General features: G+C 61.3%; 15 protein-coding genes and 2 riboswitches. Of the genes, 5 read left to right on the top strand and 10 right to left on the bottom strand.

Annotated features, from left to right (window positions below; translation table 11 throughout):
* Window positions 1-8: 8 nt before the first annotated feature.
* The 8 genes from JOE60_RS04380 to JOE60_RS04345 all read right to left on the bottom strand — a co-directional run bounded on the left by JOE60_RS04380 (window position 9) and on the right by JOE60_RS04345 (window position 10,359).
* Window positions 9-1,325 carry a peptidoglycan bridge formation glycyltransferase FemA/FemB family protein gene (locus JOE60_RS04380; RefSeq protein ID WP_167264425.1) on the bottom strand — a complete coding sequence of 439 codons (1,317 nt, stop codon included), beginning with the start codon at window positions 1,323-1,325 and terminating at the stop codon, window positions 9-11.
* A gap of 123 nt (window positions 1,326-1,448) precedes the next feature.
* On the bottom strand, window positions 1,449-2,537 hold the full coding sequence (locus JOE60_RS04375) for a lipid II:glycine glycyltransferase FemX (RefSeq protein ID WP_204814832.1): 1,089 nt from the start codon (window positions 2,535-2,537) through the stop codon (window positions 1,449-1,451).
* A 100-nt stretch (window positions 2,538-2,637) separates the two neighbouring features.
* On the bottom strand, window positions 2,638-3,459 hold the full coding sequence (locus JOE60_RS04370; protein ID WP_167264421.1) for a DNA/RNA non-specific endonuclease: 822 nt from the start codon (window positions 3,457-3,459) through the stop codon (window positions 2,638-2,640).
* A gap of 38 nt (window positions 3,460-3,497) precedes the next feature.
* Window positions 3,498-4,898, bottom strand: coding sequence for an L-serine ammonia-lyase (locus tag JOE60_RS04365; protein WP_167264419.1), 1,401 nt, complete (start codon window positions 4,896-4,898; stop codon window positions 3,498-3,500).
* 149 nt (window positions 4,899-5,047) lie between these two features.
* Window positions 5,048-5,434, bottom strand: coding sequence for a glycine cleavage system protein GcvH (gcvH, locus tag JOE60_RS04360; RefSeq protein WP_167264417.1), 387 nt, complete (start codon window positions 5,432-5,434; stop codon window positions 5,048-5,050).
* Between the two features lie 36 nt (window positions 5,435-5,470).
* Window positions 5,471-6,619, bottom strand: a complete 1,149-nt coding sequence (gcvT, locus tag JOE60_RS04355) for a glycine cleavage system aminomethyltransferase GcvT (RefSeq protein WP_167264415.1) — start codon at window positions 6,617-6,619, stop codon at window positions 5,471-5,473.
* A 13-nt stretch (window positions 6,620-6,632) separates the two neighbouring features.
* Entirely contained in the window at window positions 6,633-9,479 is a 2,847-nt protein-coding gene (gcvP, locus tag JOE60_RS04350) for an aminomethyl-transferring glycine dehydrogenase (RefSeq protein WP_167264413.1), read from the bottom strand.
* A gap of 53 nt (window positions 9,480-9,532) precedes the next feature.
* Window positions 9,533-9,629, bottom strand: a riboswitch (glycine riboswitch).
* 1 nt (window position 9,630) lies between these two features.
* Window positions 9,631-9,728: riboswitch (glycine riboswitch) on the bottom strand.
* 91 nt (window positions 9,729-9,819) lie between these two features.
* Entirely contained in the window at window positions 9,820-10,359 is a 540-nt protein-coding gene (locus JOE60_RS04345; RefSeq protein WP_167264411.1) for a TetR/AcrR family transcriptional regulator, read from the bottom strand.
* A gap of 72 nt (window positions 10,360-10,431) precedes the next feature.
* Here JOE60_RS04345 and JOE60_RS04340 point away from each other — a divergent pair, with 72 nt between their 5' ends.
* Complete coding sequence (locus JOE60_RS04340) at window positions 10,432-11,982, top strand: MFS transporter (protein WP_167264409.1); 1,551 nt, start codon at window positions 10,432-10,434, stop codon at window positions 11,980-11,982.
* 32 nt (window positions 11,983-12,014) lie between these two features.
* Here the strand turns inward: JOE60_RS04340 and JOE60_RS04335 are convergent, their stop codons facing one another.
* The gene (locus JOE60_RS04335; protein WP_167264407.1) at window positions 12,015-12,830 is read right to left on the bottom strand and encodes a sigma-70 family RNA polymerase sigma factor; all 816 of its coding nucleotides are present in this window, start codon (window positions 12,828-12,830) and stop codon (window positions 12,015-12,017) included.
* A 208-nt stretch (window positions 12,831-13,038) separates the two neighbouring features.
* On the opposite strand from JOE60_RS04335, the gene JOE60_RS04330 reads away from it, so the two are divergent.
* The 3 genes from JOE60_RS04330 to JOE60_RS04320 all read left to right on the top strand — a co-directional run bounded on the left by JOE60_RS04330 (window position 13,039) and on the right by JOE60_RS04320 (window position 15,983).
* Window positions 13,039-13,557 carry a flagellar protein FlgN gene (locus JOE60_RS04330; RefSeq protein WP_167264405.1) on the top strand — a complete coding sequence of 173 codons (519 nt, stop codon included), beginning with the start codon at window positions 13,039-13,041 and terminating at the stop codon, window positions 13,555-13,557.
* Between the two features lie 418 nt (window positions 13,558-13,975).
* Entirely contained in the window at window positions 13,976-15,424 is a 1,449-nt protein-coding gene (locus tag JOE60_RS04325; protein ID WP_167264403.1) for a hypothetical protein, read from the top strand.
* A gap of 154 nt (window positions 15,425-15,578) precedes the next feature.
* Complete coding sequence (locus tag JOE60_RS04320) at window positions 15,579-15,983, top strand: DUF6228 family protein (RefSeq protein ID WP_167264402.1); 405 nt, start codon at window positions 15,579-15,581, stop codon at window positions 15,981-15,983.
* Window positions 15,984-16,039: 56 nt separating this feature from the next.
* On the opposite strand, the gene JOE60_RS04315 is transcribed toward JOE60_RS04320, so the two are convergent.
* Window positions 16,040-16,339: a hypothetical protein gene (locus JOE60_RS04315; protein WP_167264400.1), complete on the bottom strand. Its 300-nt coding sequence runs from the start codon at window positions 16,337-16,339 to the stop codon at window positions 16,040-16,042.
* Window positions 16,340-16,467: 128 nt separating this feature from the next.
* On the opposite strand from JOE60_RS04315, the gene JOE60_RS18475 reads away from it, so the two are divergent.
* Window positions 16,468-17,061, top strand: coding sequence for a DUF2306 domain-containing protein (locus JOE60_RS18475; protein ID WP_338112520.1), 594 nt, complete (start codon window positions 16,468-16,470; stop codon window positions 17,059-17,061).
* Window positions 17,062-18,259: the final 1,198 nt, after the last annotated feature.

Below are 18,259 nucleotides of genomic sequence, written 5' to 3'. Positions count from 1 at the left end.
TATTGTGATCAGCGGTTCCTTCGGATTTTTCCTACAACCGGCAATTTCTCAAGAGGCAATCGTTCCAGTACTGTCTGGGCGGTTCCTGCGAGCTTCTTGGCTACCCGGAAGGCGTTGAAGACCAGCGGATTGACCGGAGCCACAAAGTCGCCCACCAGCTGGACCACTTCGCCGCCAAAGCCCTTCTTGAATTCGTACCCGCCGTGGCCGGTCTCGTCCTGCCCCTGGATACCGAAAGTGCCGTAGAAGTTGTACCGCGAGTAGCCATTGTTGAGGGCGTGCAGCATCATGCCCCAGTACAGGGACGTTGCGCCGTTGAAGTAGATGTAGTCCTGCACCGTACCGCCGATGACGCACACCAGTTCATCCCCGGAACAGGCAAAGTGGATGGCAGCCACGGTGGCGACGCCAACGGAGTCCGGGAAGCGTTCAATGTCCTTCAGGCTCCGCTCGTAGCTGTCCACCAGGTCCTGGACAACTTTGACCCGGTTGGCCTTCTTCTTGCTGCCTGTTTCCTCCACCTCCCGCTTGAGGTCGTTCAGGACAGCAGTCTCGGCCTCCAGGCGCTCCGTGATGGAGGCCCGGTATTCAGGAATGTTGATCTTGGCCATCATGAGTTTGGTGAACTCACTGGAGGTGCTTTTGAGCAGGCTTTCGTAGTACCCGCGTTCGCGGTACGTAAAGCCTTTCTCGTCCCCGGCAGTGCTCAGCGCATTGTAGAACTCATCCAGTGTTTCCAGCGTGGCCTGCTCCAGGTAAACGCCGTTCTTCTCCGCTTTCCTGATGGCTTTGCGCGTGCGGTAGTTCATGCCCATGATGAGCTCTTCGGAATCGGCTATGCCGTCCAGTTGCTTGACGAACATCCAGTTGATGTTGGCGAAGTTCATGTCGAAGCCCTGGTGCTGGAAGCCCAGGCCCGCCAGTTCTTTGAGGAGCGGACGGTTGTCCTCCACCTCGGGGTGCTCCGCGCCGTCTTCGTCCCTGGCGATGTAGCGGACGTTGGGCGAGATCCGCAGTTCAGCGGCCTTCTTTGACGCCGCATGCTTCTTCAACTGCTCGACGACGAACCTCACCAGTGCGGGATCGCTGTAGTCCATGAGGGGTCCCTTGGCGCAGTCAGCGGTCTTGTAGCCAAAGCGGTTGGAGGTGTACACGATCTTGCCGGCGGCGATGAGGCTGCTGTCGCGCATGACTCCGAAAAGCTCCGTTTCCTGTCCGCGGGCGCGCTGGAACCGCGTCAGTTCCAAGGATTGGATGAAGCTTCCCTGCGGGTGTCCCTTGGCAAAGGCCTCGAAATCAGCGTCGCTGATCAGTACGAATTCCATGTCGGTTCCAGCCTCGATCGGAGTCAAAGAAATTACCTCACCTATAAGTAGATTTGCACCCGTTGGTGGCCGGGGCGGGCCTTGCCTGCAGCCCACAGCGGGCCGTGCTTGATGGAACTGGTTTTAGTAGAACTGTCCGCCGGTGCGCATGGTCTCCAGCCTCCGGAAAACCTTCTCTGCTCCTTCGAGCCACAGCTTGTAGCGGAGCGGGCCCACCACATGGTCGTAGCAACCCACGAAGTCCGTGACGGTCTTGGTGAAGCTGGTCTTGAAGGATCCCAGGCCGTAGAGCGGGTGGTTCTTGTCCTTGATGCTGGCCGCCGGTGGTGTGCCGCAGAAGTCGTATTCCACGCAACCGAGCTCCTGCATCCGCCGGATGGCCGTCCACTGCACCAAGTGGGAGTCCCCGTACTGCTGGCGGTTCTGTGTGGAGCCGCCGTCTTTGTAGGTGGCCTTGGAACCGTAGTTGATGACGAACGCGCCAACACTGGGCGCCCCGTCCTCATGGACAAAGAAGAAGTGCCCTTGCCCCCGGCTGCAGAATTCACCCCAGAACGTGGCGTAGTACTCGTAGCTGCGCAGCGGCATGGCGCCCTTGGCGTTGACCGTGTTCTGCATCAGGGCGTACAGCTTGCGGTAGCTGTCCTCGCCCGGCTCGGCAGAAACCACCTCGCAGCCTTCGCGTTCTGCCCTGCGGACGGCATTCCTGGCCCGTGAAGAGATGCTTCGCAGGACCTCGTTGGCGGGGGCTGAGATGTCCAGAATGGCCGTATGGTCGTTGGACTGGATGTTCGGGGCCTTAACCAGGCCCATCGCCCGCAGTTGGGCAGCCACCTCGGGCGACTCAACGACGTCGGGCTCGATCTTGATGCTGAAGACGTTCAGCTTCTGTTCCGTGGCCAACCGGGCCACCGCAGCGAGCATGGGCTTGATGTCCTCAACCGACGCCGCGTCCGGACCTTTGATGAGGTACCAAAGGCGTCCAAGAACCGGAAACTTCTTTTCCAGAAGCAGGTTGTAGCTGGCGTACCCGGCGGTTTCCACCACCAAGCGGCGAACCAGCCAGCCGTTGCCGTCCTTGACTGCCGCATACGCTTCCGATTGCAGCATGTTGCCGCCGTTCGGGTTGGCAGTGACGTGCTTGTCCCAGTTATCGGTTTCCTCGGCGGTGGCAAAGCGGGCGGTAAATTCTCGCAAGGTGGCCGTGTCCAATCTCAGGGTTTCAGTGCAGTGTTCAAAGGCAAGCGGGCATGCAGCTTCAAGTCTATCGGGCCGGGAAAAATCGACAGTGCGTGCCAGTCCCGGTGTTTACCTAGAGGCGGATCTGGTCCATGCTTTCGAGTTTGATGGCTTTGGGTTGCTTGCCGAGTTCCCGCTGCCCGCTGACCAGGCGGTCGGCGGTGGCGAGCCGGCTGAGGCTGAGCCCCGTGAGGTCCGCGATCTCTCCAATGGGCACCTGGAAGGTGCGGAAGGGACCCAAGGGAGGCGGCTCCCCTTCCAGCAGGCGTTGGTCGATGGCTCGTTTAAGGTCCACTTTGCCGAGCAGGGGTGACTGGTCCAGGACAAACCCGGCGGCTGCCAGCTTCGCGTCGTTGGTCCACGCCGCGATCTTCCAGAATTTCCGTGGAACCTGGACTCCCCGGTAGGGAAGGTCGTCGTCCAGGAGCACGGGTCCGGTGAAGACACTGAGCTTCGCGTCATGCGCATCGGCGTGCTGGAGCACATGGTCCTCCAGCCCCACCCACAGTTCCTTGCCCTGATTGAAGTCATCGACCTGCGGGGCGGCATTGGTGAACACGAAGGTGTCCTGGTTGGCCTTTTTGGCGGTGGCAGCATCTCCCCACACCGGGTCCAGACGCCGCACCAGATGTCCGCGATCAAACGCGTTGTTCTTGTAGACGTCCGGACCTGCCTGCTGTTCCCTGGGTACCCTGTCATCAAAATGCCAGGTGCCCTCCCGGGCCAGAGGATTCAACTCCGCACCGCTGATGTTGACGCCCACCACCGCCGCGAGCTTCCGGGATGCCCTGAAACGCACGGAGAAGTGGGTGTAGTCCAAAAGAATCGTCGTTACTGACGGACTGGGCAGCTCCAGGCGTGCCCGCAAGAAATCCCTGTCATATCCCCCGCTCATGTGTACAGCATGGCACTAGGGACCGACAGTAAACAGCCTCAGCACTCCACCACGTTGACGGCCAGGCCGCCCATGGCCGTTTCCTTGTATTTGTGGGACATGTCCTTGCCGGTTTCACGCATGGTGACAATGACCTCATCCAGGGAGACCCGGTGGGTGCCATCGCCCCACAAGGCCATCTTCGCTGCGTTGATGGCCTTGGCCGCGGCGATCGCGTTGCGCTCGATGCACGGAATCTGCACCAGTCCGCCGATCGGATCACACGTCAATCCAAGGTTGTGCTCCATGGCGATCTCGGCCGCGTTTTCCACCTGGCCGGGCGTGCCACCCATCACTTCAGCCAGTCCGGCAGCGGCCATGGACGACGCCGAACCGACCTCACCCTGGCACCCCACCTCAGCACCGGAAATGGATGCCTGTTCCTTGTACAGAACACCCACGGCACCGGCGGCCAGCAGGAACTTCACCACAACATCGTCCCGGTCCTGCTGGGTGGCTTTGTCCATGCCGGGGGCGTAGTTCAGCGCGTAGTACAGCACTGCGGGGATGATGCCCGCTGCGCCGTTGGTGGGGGCTGTTACCACCCGGCCACCGGATGCGTTCTCCTCATTGACCGCCAGCGCGATCAGGTTGACCCACTCCTGCCAATACTTGGGATCGTTGCGGTCCTTGTCCTCTTTCAGGAGCCGCTCCAGCCAGTCGGGAGAACGACGGCGGACCTTCAGTCCGCCGGGAAGGACACCTTCGCGCTGCAGGGACGTTTCAACACAGGCTTCCATCACGGCCCAGATGTGCAGGAGGCCTTCGCGGATCTCCTCCTCGGTGCGGGACGCACGCTCGTTGATGAACATGATGTCGGAGATCCCCAGCCCCTTGGACGAGCACCGTCCCATCAGCTCGGCCGCCGTCCTGAACGGCAGCGGCAATTCCTTCTTGGATTCTTCCAATTCGGCCTGCGCTGCGGATTCCTCGCCCTCGCGCACAATGAACCCACCGCCCACCGAGAAGAACGTTGCTTCTTTCAGCACGTTGCCCTCTGCATCGGACACGGCGAACTTCATCCCGTTGGTGTGCCGCGGCAGCACGGTCAAAGGGTGCAGGATCATGTCTTCCACGGCGTAGTCCAACTCGACGCCACCGGCCAGGTTGAGCTTTCCCGTCTCCGCCATCAAGGCCAGGCGTTCCTCCACTTCATCGGGAAGGATCAGCTCGGGCTCGTAGCCTTCAAGGCCCAGCATCGTTGCCGTGAACGTGCCGTGTCCCCGACCCGTCGCTGCCAGGGAGCCATACAAATCAACGCGCAAAGAGGCTACCTTGCCAAGGACATCAGCGTCCTTCAGCTCGGAAGCGAAGACCGCTCCGGCCCGCATCGGACCCACGGTGTGGGAGCTTGAGGGGCCAATTCCCACGGTGAACAAATCGAAAACACCAACAGCCATAGCCGTGATTCCTTTTTAAAGCTTGAAATGTTCCGGCAGATGATCCTGCCGGAGGGCCGAGCACGTTCCCCGATTCGGGGGTTCGCTGCCACATGTGCCGTGCGCACGGCATGATGGGCAGCGATCCCCCGAAGTGGAGCAAGGGAACGTCAGGCCAGGTCGCCACCGTTCTTGGAGGCGTATTCCTCGGCCGAGAGCAGCGGACCGTCAGACTCGGCAGCAACCTTGAAGAGCCAGCCGGCGCCGTAGGGATCGTTGTTGATCAGGGCGGGATCGGAAACAACGGCGTCGTTGATTTCCGTGACCTCACCGGTGACGGGCGAGTACAGGTCCGAGACCGACTTGGTGGATTCCACTTCGCCACAGGTTTCTCCTGCAGTTACTGAAGAACCAACCTCGGGCAGGTCCACGTACACAATGTCACCCAGGGCGTCGGTGGCAACCTCGGAAATGCCAACGGACACCGAGTTCCCTTCGCCGCGGGAGACCCACTCGTGCTCGTCGGAGTACTGAAGCTGGGCAGCTACTTTGGGCATTCTGTTTCCTTTACGGGTGGAGGCTAAAGCCTGTGGTTACTTTTGGCGCTTGTAGAACGGCAGGGCTACAACTTCGAACGGCTCGCTCTTGCCGCGCAGGTCGATGTCCAGCGCGGTGCCAAGCTCTGAGTGTTCGACGTCGACATACGCCAACGCTACCGGGTATCCCAACGTGGGGCTGGGCTGGCCGGACGTCACTTCTCCCACCACGGCACCATCCTTAAGGACCGGGTAGTGTCCACGGCCTGCCCGGCGTCCCAGGCCCTTGAGTCCAACCAGCTTGCGTCCGCTGGTGCTCCCTGCGCCATCGGCTTTCAGGGCAGCGAGTGCTTCCTTGCCAACAAAGTCGCCTTCCTTGGAGAGCGCAACAACCGGCCCAAGGCCTGCAGCAAAGGGGTTGCCTTCACGGGAAAGCTCGTTGCCGTAGAGGGGCATGCCGGCTTCCAAGCGCAGGGAGTCGCGCGATGCCAGCCCGGCCGGGATCAGCTCACCTTCATTAGCGGCAGCCGCAATGGCCTGCCACAGCGCGGCAGCTGATTCGTTGGCCACGAAGATCTCGAACCCGTCTTCGCCGGTGTACCCGGTGCGGGCCAACAGCAGGTCCTGGGTGCCGCCGTCGAACGTGAACGGGACATCAACCGCCGCGTAGTACTTCAGTTCGGTGACCAGCGCGTGCTGCTCCCCGGGGACGAGGCGAAGGAGGATCGCTTCGGCAAGGGGCCCCTGGACAGCGATCAGCGACGTCCCGGCAGAGGCGTCCTGAACCACGACGTCAAAACCGGCGGCGCGCTCCAGCAGCGCGGCAGCCACAACCGCAGCGTTGCCTGCGTTCGGGACCACCAGGAACTTGTCCGAGCCTTCTTCGGTAGAGGCACGGCGGTAGACGATCAGGTCATCAATGATGCCGCCGTCTTCCTGGCAGATCAGGGAGTACTTGGCTTTGCCCTGGGCCATGGCAGAGATCTTGCCTGCCAAGGCGTAGTCCAGGAACGCGGCCGCCTCGGGCCCGGTGACCCAGACTTCGCCCATGTGGGAGAGGTCGAACAGGCCTGCGGATTTGCGGACGGCGTGGTGCTCGGCCAGTTCGGACGAGTACTTGAGCGGCATTTGCCAGCCGCCGAAGTCCGTAAAGGAGGCGCCGAGCTTCTTGTGCTCTTCGTAGAGGGCTGTGTACTTCTCAGTCATTCTGCGGACCGTCCTAGTTCTCGAAGTCTTCGATCGGCGGGCAGGAGCAGACCAGATTACGGTCTCCGGCTGCGCCGTCAATGCGGCCAACGGGCGGGAAGTATTTGTCCTGCTTGAGGTGGTGGACCGGGAACGCGGCCTGCTCACGCGGGTAGGAACGGTCCCAATCGGAACTTACGACGGCGGCTGCCGTGTGGGGTGCGCGGCGGAGCGGGGAATCCTGCACGGAGAAGTCGCCGTGGGCAACCTGGTCGATTTCGGCACGGATGGCGATCATGGCTTCGATGAAGCGGTCGATCTCCGCAAGGTCCTCGGACTCGGTGGGCTCCACCATGAGCGTTCCCGCTACCGGGAAGGCCAGGGTGGGTGCGTGGAAGCCGAAGTCAATGAGGCGCTTGGCCACGTCCTCAGCGGTGACGCCGGTTTTGGCCGTCAGTTCGCGGAGGTCCAGGATGCACTCGTGCGCCACGAGGCCGCCTTCGCCCGTGTAGAGAACCGGGAAGTGATCGTTGAGGCGTGAAGCGATGTAGTTCGCAGCGAGCAGCGCGGACTTGGTGGCTTCGGTGAGGCCCTGGCCGCCCATGAGCTTCACGTAAGCCCAGGAGATCGGAAGGACACCGGCGGAACCGAAACGGGAGGCGGAAATCGGGACGTCGTTGCCTTCGGTCCAGGATGCTGCGTCACCGGGCATGAACGGCGCCAGGTGTGCCTTGGCTGCCACCGGGCCAACGCCCGGTCCGCCGCCGCCGTGCGGGATGCAGAAGGTCTTGTGCAGGTTCAGGTGGGACACGTCGCCGCCGAACTTGCCCGGCTGGGCGAGTCCGACGAGTGCGTTGAGGTTGGCGCCGTCAATGTACACCTGGCCGCCGGCCTCGTGGATGGCGTCGCAGACTTCGCGGACGTCGGCGTCGTACACACCGTGCGTGGACGGGTAGGTGATCATGATCGCGGAGAGGGCGTCGCGGTGGGCCTCGATCTTGGCCTTGAGGTCAACGTGATCGATGGTGCCGTCCGGCGCGGTGGCAACAACCACTACCTTCATGCCGGCCAGCACTGCGGAGGCCGCGTTGGTGCCGTGAGCCGATGCGGGGATAAGGCACACGTTGCGCTGCTCATCGCCGTTGGACAGGTGGTAGCCACGGATGGCCAGCAACCCGGCCAGCTCACCCTGCGAACCTGCGTTGGGCTGGATGGACACTTGGTCGTAGCCCGTGATCTCGGTCAGCTGTGCCTCGAGGTCGCCGATGAGCTCACGCCAGCCCTCGGTGTGGGAGTCCGGTGCGAACGGGTGGATGGAGGCGAATTCCGGCCAGGAGATGGCTTCCATCTCTGCCGTGGCGTTGAGCTTCATGGTGCAGGAGCCCAGCGGAATCATGGTGCGGTCCAGCGCAAGGTCGCGGTCAGAGAGCTTGCGGATGTAGCGCAGGAGCTGGGTTTCGGAGCGGTGCGTGTTGAACACCGGGTGCTGCATGAAATCGCTGGTGCGCTCCACGGAGGATTCCAGGGCGAAGCCATCCGCCGACTCAAGTACCGAAGCGCCGAAGACCGATGCAACGTCGGCGACAACCGCCGTCGTCGTGGTTTCATCAACAGACATACCCACGGTGTCAGCATCGATGCCCCGGAGGTTGATGCCCTTGGCCTCAGCGGCGGCCACGATCTCCGCAGCCTTGCCGGGAACGCGGACGGTGACGGTGTCGAAGAAGGAGCCATGGAGGACGTCGACGCCGGCCGCCTTCAGTGACGCTGCGAGCGTGCGGGCGTGGCTGTGGGCGGTTTCGGCGATCGCCTTCAAGCCCTCGGGACCGTGGTAGACGGCGTACATGGAGGCCACGATGGCCAGCAATGCCTGTGCCGTACAAATGTTGGAGGTGGCCTTCTCACGGCGGATGTGCTGCTCACGTGTCTGCAGCGCCAAGCGGTAAGCGGGGACGCCGGCGTCGTCCTTGGAGACGCCCACCAGGCGGCCGGGCATGGAACGCTCCAGCCCCTTCTGGACGGCCATGTAGGCCGCGTGCGGGCCGCCGAAGAACAGCGGAACACCCATGCGCTGCGCGGAACCAACAGCAATGTCGGCACCCTGCTCACCGGGAGGGGTGATGAGCGTCAGGGAAAGGAGATCGGCAGCCACAGTGACCAGTGCGCCGCGTTCCTTCGCCTCAGCGATGACGGCGGAGTGGTCGAACACGCGGCCGGAGACACCCGGCTGCTGCAGGACGACGCCGTTGATGGTGCCTTCGGGGAGGCCCAGGGACAGATCGGCCACCTCAACCTCAAAGCCAAGCGCTTCCGCGCGGCCCTTCACGATCGCGATGGTCTGCGGCAGGCAGTCGGCGTCCAGGACGGTCTTGCCATCCTGCGCGGCCTTGTTCTTGTTGGCACGGCGCATCATCAGCACGGCCTCGGCAACAGCGGTTGCTTCATCCAGAAGGGACGCATTGGCAATCGGCAGGCCAACAAGGTCCTGGACCATGGTCTGGAAGTTGAGGAGCGCTTCGAGGCGGCCCTGCGAAATTTCCGGCTGGTAGGGGGTGTAGGCGGTGTACCAGGCGGGCGATTCCAGGATGTTGCGGCGGATCACCGGCGGCGTCACGGTGTCGTAGTAGCCCTGGCCGATCATCTGCACGGCAGTTTTGTTCTTGGAGGCGAGCTTGCGGAGCTCGGCAAGAACCTCAACTTCGCTCAGGGCGTTTTGCAGGGTGAGCGCCACGTCCTGCCGGATGTCGTTGGGAACCGCGGTATCAACCAGCGCGTCAACGGTGCCGTAACCCACGGTCTTGAGCATGGTGTCAATATCGGCTTGGCGACGGGCACCGATGTGCCGATCGACGAAGGTGGTGGAGGCAGAACTAACCGTCACGAAGGAACTCCATAGGTTGGGCGGCATTTGGGTATGCCGCAGTGGCTCGGGTTCCTCCCCGCTCTGTATTGGACCTGAGAGTTTCCGCAGGCTGGTGTGCCTGCTTGCACCGTCGGTGAGCCCGGCTGAGCGGACTGCTTTCCAGAGTTGCCTTGCCGCGGCGGTGCGTGGGCCTGAGAGATTCCTGGGGAGGATTTGCTCCTACGGCGCCTGCATCACATGCTTGCAGGACTCTCCCGCCGCAGATCAAAGGCTTGTTCAGTTATACGCAGCGCCGTGTTGGCCGCGCCACATGACTAATTGTCCTATGTCACGGGCGCGGCGGCAAATGGATGAATCGCTACTTCCGCAGGCGCTCCACAACAGCCAGCAGGATTTCGACGTCGGCCTCCCGCCGATTGTTGCCCTCTTCCTGGCCACTTTCGAACATGGCGTTGAAGTACAGCCCATCCCCCATGTAGCTCACGGCCTTCGCCACTTCCGGACCAACGTCTTCGGCAAGGACGTCCAACCACTGCTTCTGGATACCGGCAAACCGGCGTCGGGTTTCTTCATGGGCCACCTCGGCCAGGCGGGTGGCGGCCACGAACGCCCGGTCCATGGGAGTTCCCGCCCACACGGAGGAACGGATGAAGTAGGCTGCCGCCCCGTCCTCGGCTGCTTTCATCTGCTCAATGTCCTCCTGGCCCAGGGCATCCAAACGTTCCAGCAGGGCACTGATCAGCGCTTCCTTATTGGGGAAGTGGTACAGCAAGCCTCCCTTGGAGACACCGGCCCTTTTGGCCACGGCGTCCAGGGTGGCTGCCCGCTCCCCCACGTCAATGAGCAGGGACTCGTATGCATCAAGGACTGCGTCCCTGGCGACTGGTTTCCGTGGCATGTAACCATCATTCCCTATAGCGTTTGTGCATTCCATTTGAAACTGTACCGTCTGGACGGTACAGTTGATGACATGCCTTCGCAGTCTGTCATCCACGCCTCCCAGTCCGCTCGTCCCGCCATGGGCCCGCGCGCTCCTTGGCGCGACTGGCTTGCCCTGGCACTCCTGATGTTCCCCGTCCTGCTGGTTGCGGTGGACAACACCGCATTGACCTTCGCCCTGCCGGAAATCGCCCGTTCGTTGAACGTCGGCGGGATCCAGCTCCTCTGGATCGTGGACGCCTACCCGCTGGTATTGGCCGCGCTGCTGGTGTCCATGGGCAACCTGGGTGACAGGATCGGACGACGCCGGCTGCTTCTGATCGGCAGCACAGGCTTCGCTGCGGTTTCGGCTGCTACGGCATTCGCGCCCACCGCGGAATGGCTCATCGCCGGGCGCGCCGGACTGGGTGTTTTTGGCGCCATGCTGATGCCCTCAACCCTCTCCCTGATCCGGAACATCTTTACTGACCCCAACCGCCGCCGCTTGGCGATCGCAGTGTGGGCGGCCGGGTTCTCCGGTGGCGCCGCCCTGGGCCCGATCTTCGGCGGGTGGCTGGTGGAGCACTTCTGGTGGGGCGCAGTGTTCCTGGTTGCGGCGTTCCTGCTGCTCCCGCTGCTGGCTTTCGGGCGGGTGCTGATTCCTGAGTCCAAGGATGCACATCCCGGGCGCGTTGATGTTCCCAGCATCGCGCTCTCCGTCTTCACCATGGCGCCGTTCGTTTACGGCATCAAGGAGCTGGCCGTCCACGGTTTTGGAGCCTCGGCCGCAGCCTTCATGATTTTCGGCCTGGTGATGGGCATCCTGTTCGTCCGCCGGCAACAGCGGATTGACTCCCCCATGCTGGACGTCACCCTCTTCAAGAACACGGTGTTCAGCACGGCAATCGTTGCCAACGTACTGTCCTTGTTCTCCATGACGGGCTTCATCTACTTCTTCGCCCAGCACCTGCAGCTGGTGGAAGGGCAGTCCCCCATGGAAGCCGGCATCGCCATGATCCCAGCGCTCCTTGCAACAGTCGTTGCCGGTTTGCTGGTGGTCCCGCTGGTCAAGCGCGTGCGGCCCGGGTTTGTGGTGGCCGGTGGCCTGACGCTCAGCGCCGTGGGCTATCTGGTGGCCATGGTGGGTGACCACGGCAACGGACCGTTGTTCCTGCTTTCGGCCCTGACTGTGCTGGCGGTAGGCGTTGGAGCGGCGGAAACCATCTCCAATGACCTCATCCTGGCCTCCGTCCCGGCCGATAAATCCGGCGCGGCCTCGGCCATTTCGGAAACCGGATACGAACTCGGTTCGCTGCTGGGCACGGCTGTCCTGGGGTCAATCCTCACCGCGTCCTACCAGCACAACCTCATCATCCCGGACGGCATCTCCACCGAAGTTGCCGCACAGTCCAAGGAAACGCTCGCAGGCGCCGTGGACGCAGCGTCCACGCTGTCCGCACCCCTGGGCGAAGCCTTGACCGCCGCGGCCACCATCGCTTTCGATTCCGGCGTCCACATCACGGCGGCGATCGGGTTGGTGCTGATGGCGGGCACGGCAGTGCTGGCGGCCATCCTGCTGCGCAACGTGCCCAAGGCGACCTAAGGCCCCAAAGGCAAACCAACGCTCAGCCGGACCTACACCGCGTTGTTGAGTGAGGCTCCCAGGCCCAGGCCACGGGTAATGCCCCCGGTGGTTGCCGTGGCCAATGCCGAGAGGTAATCGTTGCGACGGCGGGCTGTAATGCGCGACTCAGGTTCGAATGCCTGGCCTGGCGAGTCCGCATAGTGGGCCGCGAGGCCGTCACGCATCAGACGAATGCCTTCGGCCCGCTGCTGGGACACGGCGGCATGCGTAGAACCAAGTTCGTCCGCGAGGTCCTTCACCGACCGCCCCGCGAGGTAGATCTCCTGGATCACGAAACGCATTTTTTCCGGGAGGGCGTCGACGGCGGCGCGGAGGTACTTGATGCGCTCGTCGGCTAGGACAGAGTGTTCCGGGGAGTCGGTGGGCGACGCCACCGTGTCCGCCACGACGTCGTCCAAGGAAGTCAACGTCCGGGACGCGTCCACCAAGGCGGCCTCAACGTGGCTCCGCTCGACGCCCAGCGCTGATGCCATTTCGGCCACGCTGGGTCCCCGTCCCAACAAACTGGTCAGGGTTTCCTGGACAGCCAGGGTTTCCTTGATCCGTTTGCGGGCCGACCGCGTTGCCCAGTCACCCGCGCGCATCTCGTCCGCGAAGGCGCCCACGATCCTTCGCCGCGCAAAGGCGCCAAAAGGAACGCCAAGGTCCGGATCGAAGGAATCAGCAGACGTTATGAGGGCAACGGCACCGACAGAAGCGAAATCATCGCGCGACAAATGCGATGCGCGCGCACAAAGGTCAGAGACCAGGTAACCAACGAGCGGAAGGTGCTGCAACACCAGCTCGTTGCGCTGTTCGCGATTCAAGAGTGAGTCCCCCCATGAGACCGGAGTGTCAAGAGCCAACCGGGTTTCCTCCTGCTGGGTCGATGCCAGAGACCAATCAAAGCATCGCAGTTGGGGCGTCCAATCAGCTACGTATTCAGTGAACATACCACCTCAAAAGCGCTGTGCGTGTACGCTCAACAGAAGTACAGATAAACCCTGCCAAATCGTAATTTTGGTGGGCCATAAAATGAATTGGGGAACCGTGGGGGCGGACGAGCTATCGGCAACGCTGTGGCGACAACGAAGACAACTGGATTTCCTGCTCTTCCTTCTCGAAACCCAGCTCCTGCACCTCCGGGCCGGCAACTGGCACCGGCTGGATTTCACCGCGTCCGAACTCGAAAAAGTCCTGGAGAACTTCCGGTTCGAATCCCTTGCCCGCGGGGTAGAAGCCTCTGCCTTGGCCGCCGAATGGAACGCCCCGGACCAGGTGAACCTTCCTGCCCTGATTGACCTCGCACCCCCCGGTTTGTGGCCTGAACTTTTCAGCGACCATCGCCGCGAAATGGTGGCCTTGCTGGCCGGCATCGACCACGCTGCCGAAGCCAACACGGAACTCCTGCTGGCGCCGCCGTCCGCGGAGAGCGCCGACGGAGACGTTGGGGACCTCGGATTACTGACACGCGACGCGAATATCCACAGGGCACTGTCCGCGGTACGTGCCGTTTCCCTGCGGACGCTCCGCACCTTCCTGGGCCTGGATTAGCTCAACCACGCCGGGCACCGGGGGCACCAGGTTGCAGCAGGCACCATGTGGGAACGGCGATTTCCACCGATCGTCGCAACAGGTTTGCTGTGATCTTTCATGGCAAGCGGGCCGGTGAAAATCACCCGTTACTTGCAGGGCAGGCGTGTAGCGTTTAGGGCACCTTCACCGGGCAGTTTTACGGGCGGGTCTTACGGGAATCCGGGAACCCCTGAACGCCGGGAAGATTCACGCACGTTAACTTGGGCGGCACGGCGCCCGGTGGCGGACCGTCTTACGGGCGTGCAGATTAGCCTGCCAGAGCGCGACTTTAGTATTTCTGACGTCGAAGGGGGTTGTGGGAGGCTTTACGAAATTAGGCTCTCAGCGTCAGCTGAATCTCGCCTGACTCTCATGATGTTGCTGAGGAGCCCACGAAATGCCACCACGACAGAGTCCTGCCCAGAAACTTGCTGCCAAGCTGCTGCTTGGTGGGGAATGGGCGCCGGTCACCAACACGATCGGCTTTCTTCAACGGCCTCTTGATGAAGCCGTCATTGAGTGGAGGCAGTGGGCTCAAGAGAGCCATTACCAGCCGGCGCCTGGCTTCGGGATCACTGAATACCGGGGCACTCTAAGGGAGTTACTGGGTAAGTTGTTGCCGCTGGGCTACGGTCAGCGCTGGCTTCTGTTGGAGACCACTAACCCCGAGTGGACAGCTGTCATGGAAAACACCCACGACACCTCGAGTCGGGGACCCATAGGGGAACACTTCGCCGCAGCCCGCGGACTCACCACAGTCCAAGTGGAGGACGTCCCGAAGAACATCAAGCGCATGCCGGATGAGCCTGCAAGGGGACGGTGGGGAAGCCGGAACCTGACGGTCTATAACGAGAACGGCTTCCGCAGAGGCCTCAGTCTTGAAGACTTCGAGCCCTGGCGGTTCAGCGAGAACGGAGAGCCGTACGACCTTGAGGACACGGAGCAGTACTCACTGCCGCGGCCTTTGGACTGCTTCCCTCACGAGACATTGGTTGATATCTGCAGGAACCTAGGCCTTGACCCATTCGAGGAGGACTTTTACGTACCGAACGGGCGGGGGTTTATTATCGAATCCCTCCATGAACCAGCCGGTGATGAGCCATGGGCCAAGAGGTACACCTTGGCTGAGGCCAGAGCCGGATATGAGGACCTTGAGCGCCCCCGGGTTGACGATCCCGTCCTAGGGAATGCGCTCTATTCCTTGGGCTCTGCAAACCCGAACCCGGACGTTGTTTATCCTTCGCTGGGGTATCAACCGTTTCGTAAGCCGACACCGTGGGACGAAGCGTTGAAAGAGTTCGAAAAGAGCGTTCAACGCTATGCCAGCTATCCTGCATCGGCGTCGTTGAGTGTAGGGCTGGAGGAGTACGGCGTCCTTGCGTCGCCCACCTACGCCACTGGTGGCACAGGGAGCGAGAGCATAAGTGTGAGTGTCACGCCCCCGCTGCTCGAAGCACCACCGGAAGTCCAGGAATACACTGCCGCCTACTCGGTGCTCCAGTGGACCCAAGCCAATGGCAGATCTGTTAGGGAGTTCTACCCGAACCGGAAGCAGATGACGGTCATTCGTAACTTGTACAAAGACAACGACCTCTACCCCTTCGACGTTACCTCCACCCAGGTCTACGCAACACTGGCCATCGACAAAATGATCCGCGACGTCACCGACCTCAGGATCACCCAGCAGCTCGTGGACTGGGAAACCCAATTAGCTGCCCGAGAACCCGCGGAGAAAACCAATGAGTACGACGAAAGGAACAACTCCTGCGCTTGGGAGATCCGGAAGGTCATCCAAGATCAAGAACACCTGATCTGGAACACCCAAATCGACGGCCGACAGCACTAAGACGTCCAGCACGTAAAGGACCTGCAAAACAGAATCCACGCAGTCTAAGTGCGACGCACGCTGAGGGATCGGCTATCGGACAATCTCGAGAGGAGACTTGGTGCAGAAGCATCTAGGATCTCCTCTATGACAGTTCCCGACCTTTCCGCAGCTCATGAGTGAGATTTCCATCGGCCATAAGGGGACTCTCCACCTCTGCATCGATGATCGAAAGCGAAACTCTGACGGTACTTCCGACTACCTCACGGTCACAGCAGATCTCGACGGGCTTCGCGCCGAAACAGAGATCTACGACGTCGATGGATTCTGGCACCTTCTTTCCTACTTTGAGGAACTTGAAACCAATTGGCGCGGGTGGGATGGCCTCAAAGAATTTAATTCACTGGAACACGACTTCCGACTCTCAGCGAAACACGTGGGGCACTTACGCGTATTCATCGAGTTAGCCGCCCCAGACCGGCTGGATCCTTGGGCGGCCAATGGTGAGTTCGTCCTGGATCCCGGCGAGGAGCTGACGACTGCTGTGGAAGCACTTAGAACCTTATTAGGAGCGCGGTAGAGTATCCTTTACCGGGAGCGCAGTTGAGGGCATTGCCGTCTTGATCGCCGTGGCTGTTATACGTCGTATCCCACATCCGCGAAGGCTCCGATCTCGTCGCGAAGCTGCTCAGCAATCTTCGCTCCCTCAGCTCTCCAAGCGTTCTCAGCATCCGGCGAACTCCAGCCGCTCACGTGCAATTTTTCCACTTCCCAGGCGTCGTACCATGCTCGAAGCCGGGCGGTGAGCGCCGGTGAGAGTCCGAAGTCCGCCGGCTCCATGGTGTACTTGGTCGGGTGCTCGGCCGTGCTGTTCTCCCAGAGCGGCCATAAATGACCATAGTCAGGAAACAGGCGGATAATGCGACGAACTGGCATGACCGAATGTTAGTCCTGATCGCAGATCGTGACACTCCCCCTGGAAAACGGCCCTGCACCACTCTGCGTCAAACAGGTGTCCTTAATCCAGATGCCGGCCGTACGGTTAGGGATCCCTTAGCGGACGCATGGACCAGCTGTCACAGTTAGTGGGCCTGCACCCGAAGTGCGGAGCGACGGCACAGGCCGTAAAGAAGAAGCCGGGGAATTCCGGGTCCGCTACGCTCCGGTGTATGCCTTCCTCTTGGACCGTCCTGATCTCTGTGCACGCAATAGCCGCAAGCTATGCACTCATATTTGGAGCCGTTAACCTGCTGCGGCGGACCAAAGGCGGCAGCCTTCATAAGGTTGTAGGCCGAATCTGGGTTGCTTCCATGTACATCGTGGTGCTGACCTCTTTCGGAATCCGAACCATAGACGGCGGGTTTAATTGGCTCCATGCACTCTCGGTTCTAACGTTTTGCACACTGACGGCAGGACTGTGGGCTGTCCGAAAAAGGAACATCCGTGCCCATCGCAGCTTCATGACCGGTAGCTACTTTGGTCTGATCGGCGCCTTTGTGGGTGTGCTGGCAGTGCCCTCGCGTCGCATCCCCCAGCTCGCCATCCATGAGCTTCCCTTGCTGGGGCTGCTAATTCTGGTTCTGCTGGGCACAGCAGCCCTAACGATTCTTGGCCTTGCTCGGCTTCGCAAAGCGCAAAGGCCTCTCAGCGTCCGGTGAAGGATCTCCCAAAGGGCCCATGGTGGCGTGCGGAGGATACGGGCTTGACCGACACCTGAGCGGATCGACAGCGTAGCCTCGGTTACATGGGGACTTCACTTCGGCTTAAGGTATTCGGCTTGGCAGCAGTACTCACCGGATGTTCGGCTGCGCCGCCAACAATTTCCGAATCTGAATTTAGCGGAGGACTTCCGTCGGAGGCGATTACCGCTAATCCAGGTTCCTGGGCCGAGGATCCGTCGTTCCCTTCTCCTGTCCCCGTGGCCGGCTGGCTGGATGCCGGTGCAATGTTTGCTGTCGTCCTCAGCGGCAGTTCAAGCTGTCCTGCCTTCCCGTCTTCAATCGAGGTCCTCAATCCCCACCACGTTAAATTGAACCTTGCAACCCGTGGCGGGCAAGACTGTTCAGCCGATATGGCCCCGCGTACATACGCAGTCAAGACTCCCGCTGACTTAGACGTCTCCACCGAGGTCACGCTCGAATTTGGAGATACGCGAGTTGTTTTGCCTCCACTGTGAGTCCGCACCAATCGTTCGCCATACTCGGCACCCTGCTTTCGAGGGGCCCGCAAGAGGATCCTTTACCGGGCATGGGTGGTGACTCTTCCTGCTCGGCATTTCGGAACCTACTGTTGATTGGATGGCATTGAGTAACGGACACCGCATCTCGGCGGACCTATGCCCCAAGACGATTGAGTGCGTGTAGGTAGTCGAATCGCCTGGAATGCATAACGATTTCTAGGTTCGATCGCCCTATGACACGTTCTGTCAATCAAATATGAATATTATGTTAGATCTGTTCATCAACATGACAATGGGGTAATCATGGTTCTGAAACACATCAGCAAAGTCGCTGCCATACTGGCAGCCTGCGCAAGCTTGTTGTTCGCGGGACTGGCGCCTGCCGGCGCCGCCTAGCCTGCGGTAGCAGCACAATCCATTTCTGCGTCTCAATCTGAACCCGGGGGGCATGAACTGCGAGAACCGGCGGGACAATATTATTCGTTCTGCATCAACCTTGGGGTTTCCCACAGCTGGACTAACAATGACCCGAGCACCTGCCCGGGTTACCTTGACGTCTACATCGGCGGCAAGCAAGTTGCGCACTTGAACATCGGTGCCAGCGCTGGAAGCATCACTTGGACCTGCGCCGCTGGGGTGGGTTTGGGCATGGTTACTGTGTTCGCCCCAGGTGGAGC

This window comes from Paenarthrobacter ilicis, assembly GCF_016907545.1.
GTDB lineage: Bacteria > Actinomycetota > Actinomycetes > Actinomycetales > Micrococcaceae > Arthrobacter > Arthrobacter ilicis.
Note: the sequence above shows the minus strand (reverse complement) of the source record. Positions and strands in the feature narration are given on the sequence as shown.

Coding starts and splice junctions, on each gene's coding strand:
- JOE60_RS04345 (WP_167264411.1), bottom strand. CDS start 10,359: ATGCCACGGAAACCAGTCGCCAGGGACGCAGTCCTTGATGCATACGAG.
- JOE60_RS04365 (WP_167264419.1), bottom strand. CDS start 4,898: ATGGCTGTTGGTGTTTTCGATTTGTTCACCGTGGGAATTGGCCCCTCA.
- gcvT (WP_167264415.1), bottom strand. CDS start 6,619: ATGACTGAGAAGTACACAGCCCTCTACGAAGAGCACAAGAAGCTCGGC.
- JOE60_RS04325 (WP_167264403.1), top strand. CDS start 13,976: ATGCCACCACGACAGAGTCCTGCCCAGAAACTTGCTGCCAAGCTGCTG.
- gcvH (WP_167264417.1), bottom strand. CDS start 5,434: ATGCCCAAAGTAGCTGCCCAGCTTCAGTACTCCGACGAGCACGAGTGG.
- JOE60_RS04370 (WP_167264421.1), bottom strand. CDS start 3,459: ATGAGCGGGGGATATGACAGGGATTTCTTGCGGGCACGCCTGGAGCTG.
- JOE60_RS04330 (WP_167264405.1), top strand. CDS start 13,039: ATGAATTGGGGAACCGTGGGGGCGGACGAGCTATCGGCAACGCTGTGG.
- JOE60_RS04315 (WP_167264400.1), bottom strand. CDS start 16,339: ATGCCAGTTCGTCGCATTATCCGCCTGTTTCCTGACTATGGTCATTTA.
- JOE60_RS04340 (WP_167264409.1), top strand. CDS start 10,432: ATGCCTTCGCAGTCTGTCATCCACGCCTCCCAGTCCGCTCGTCCCGCC.
- JOE60_RS04380 (WP_167264425.1), bottom strand. CDS start 1,325: ATGGAATTCGTACTGATCAGCGACGCTGATTTCGAGGCCTTTGCCAAG.
- JOE60_RS04320 (WP_167264402.1), top strand. CDS start 15,579: ATGAGTGAGATTTCCATCGGCCATAAGGGGACTCTCCACCTCTGCATC.
- JOE60_RS18475 (WP_338112520.1), top strand. CDS start 16,468: ATGGACCAGCTGTCACAGTTAGTGGGCCTGCACCCGAAGTGCGGAGCG.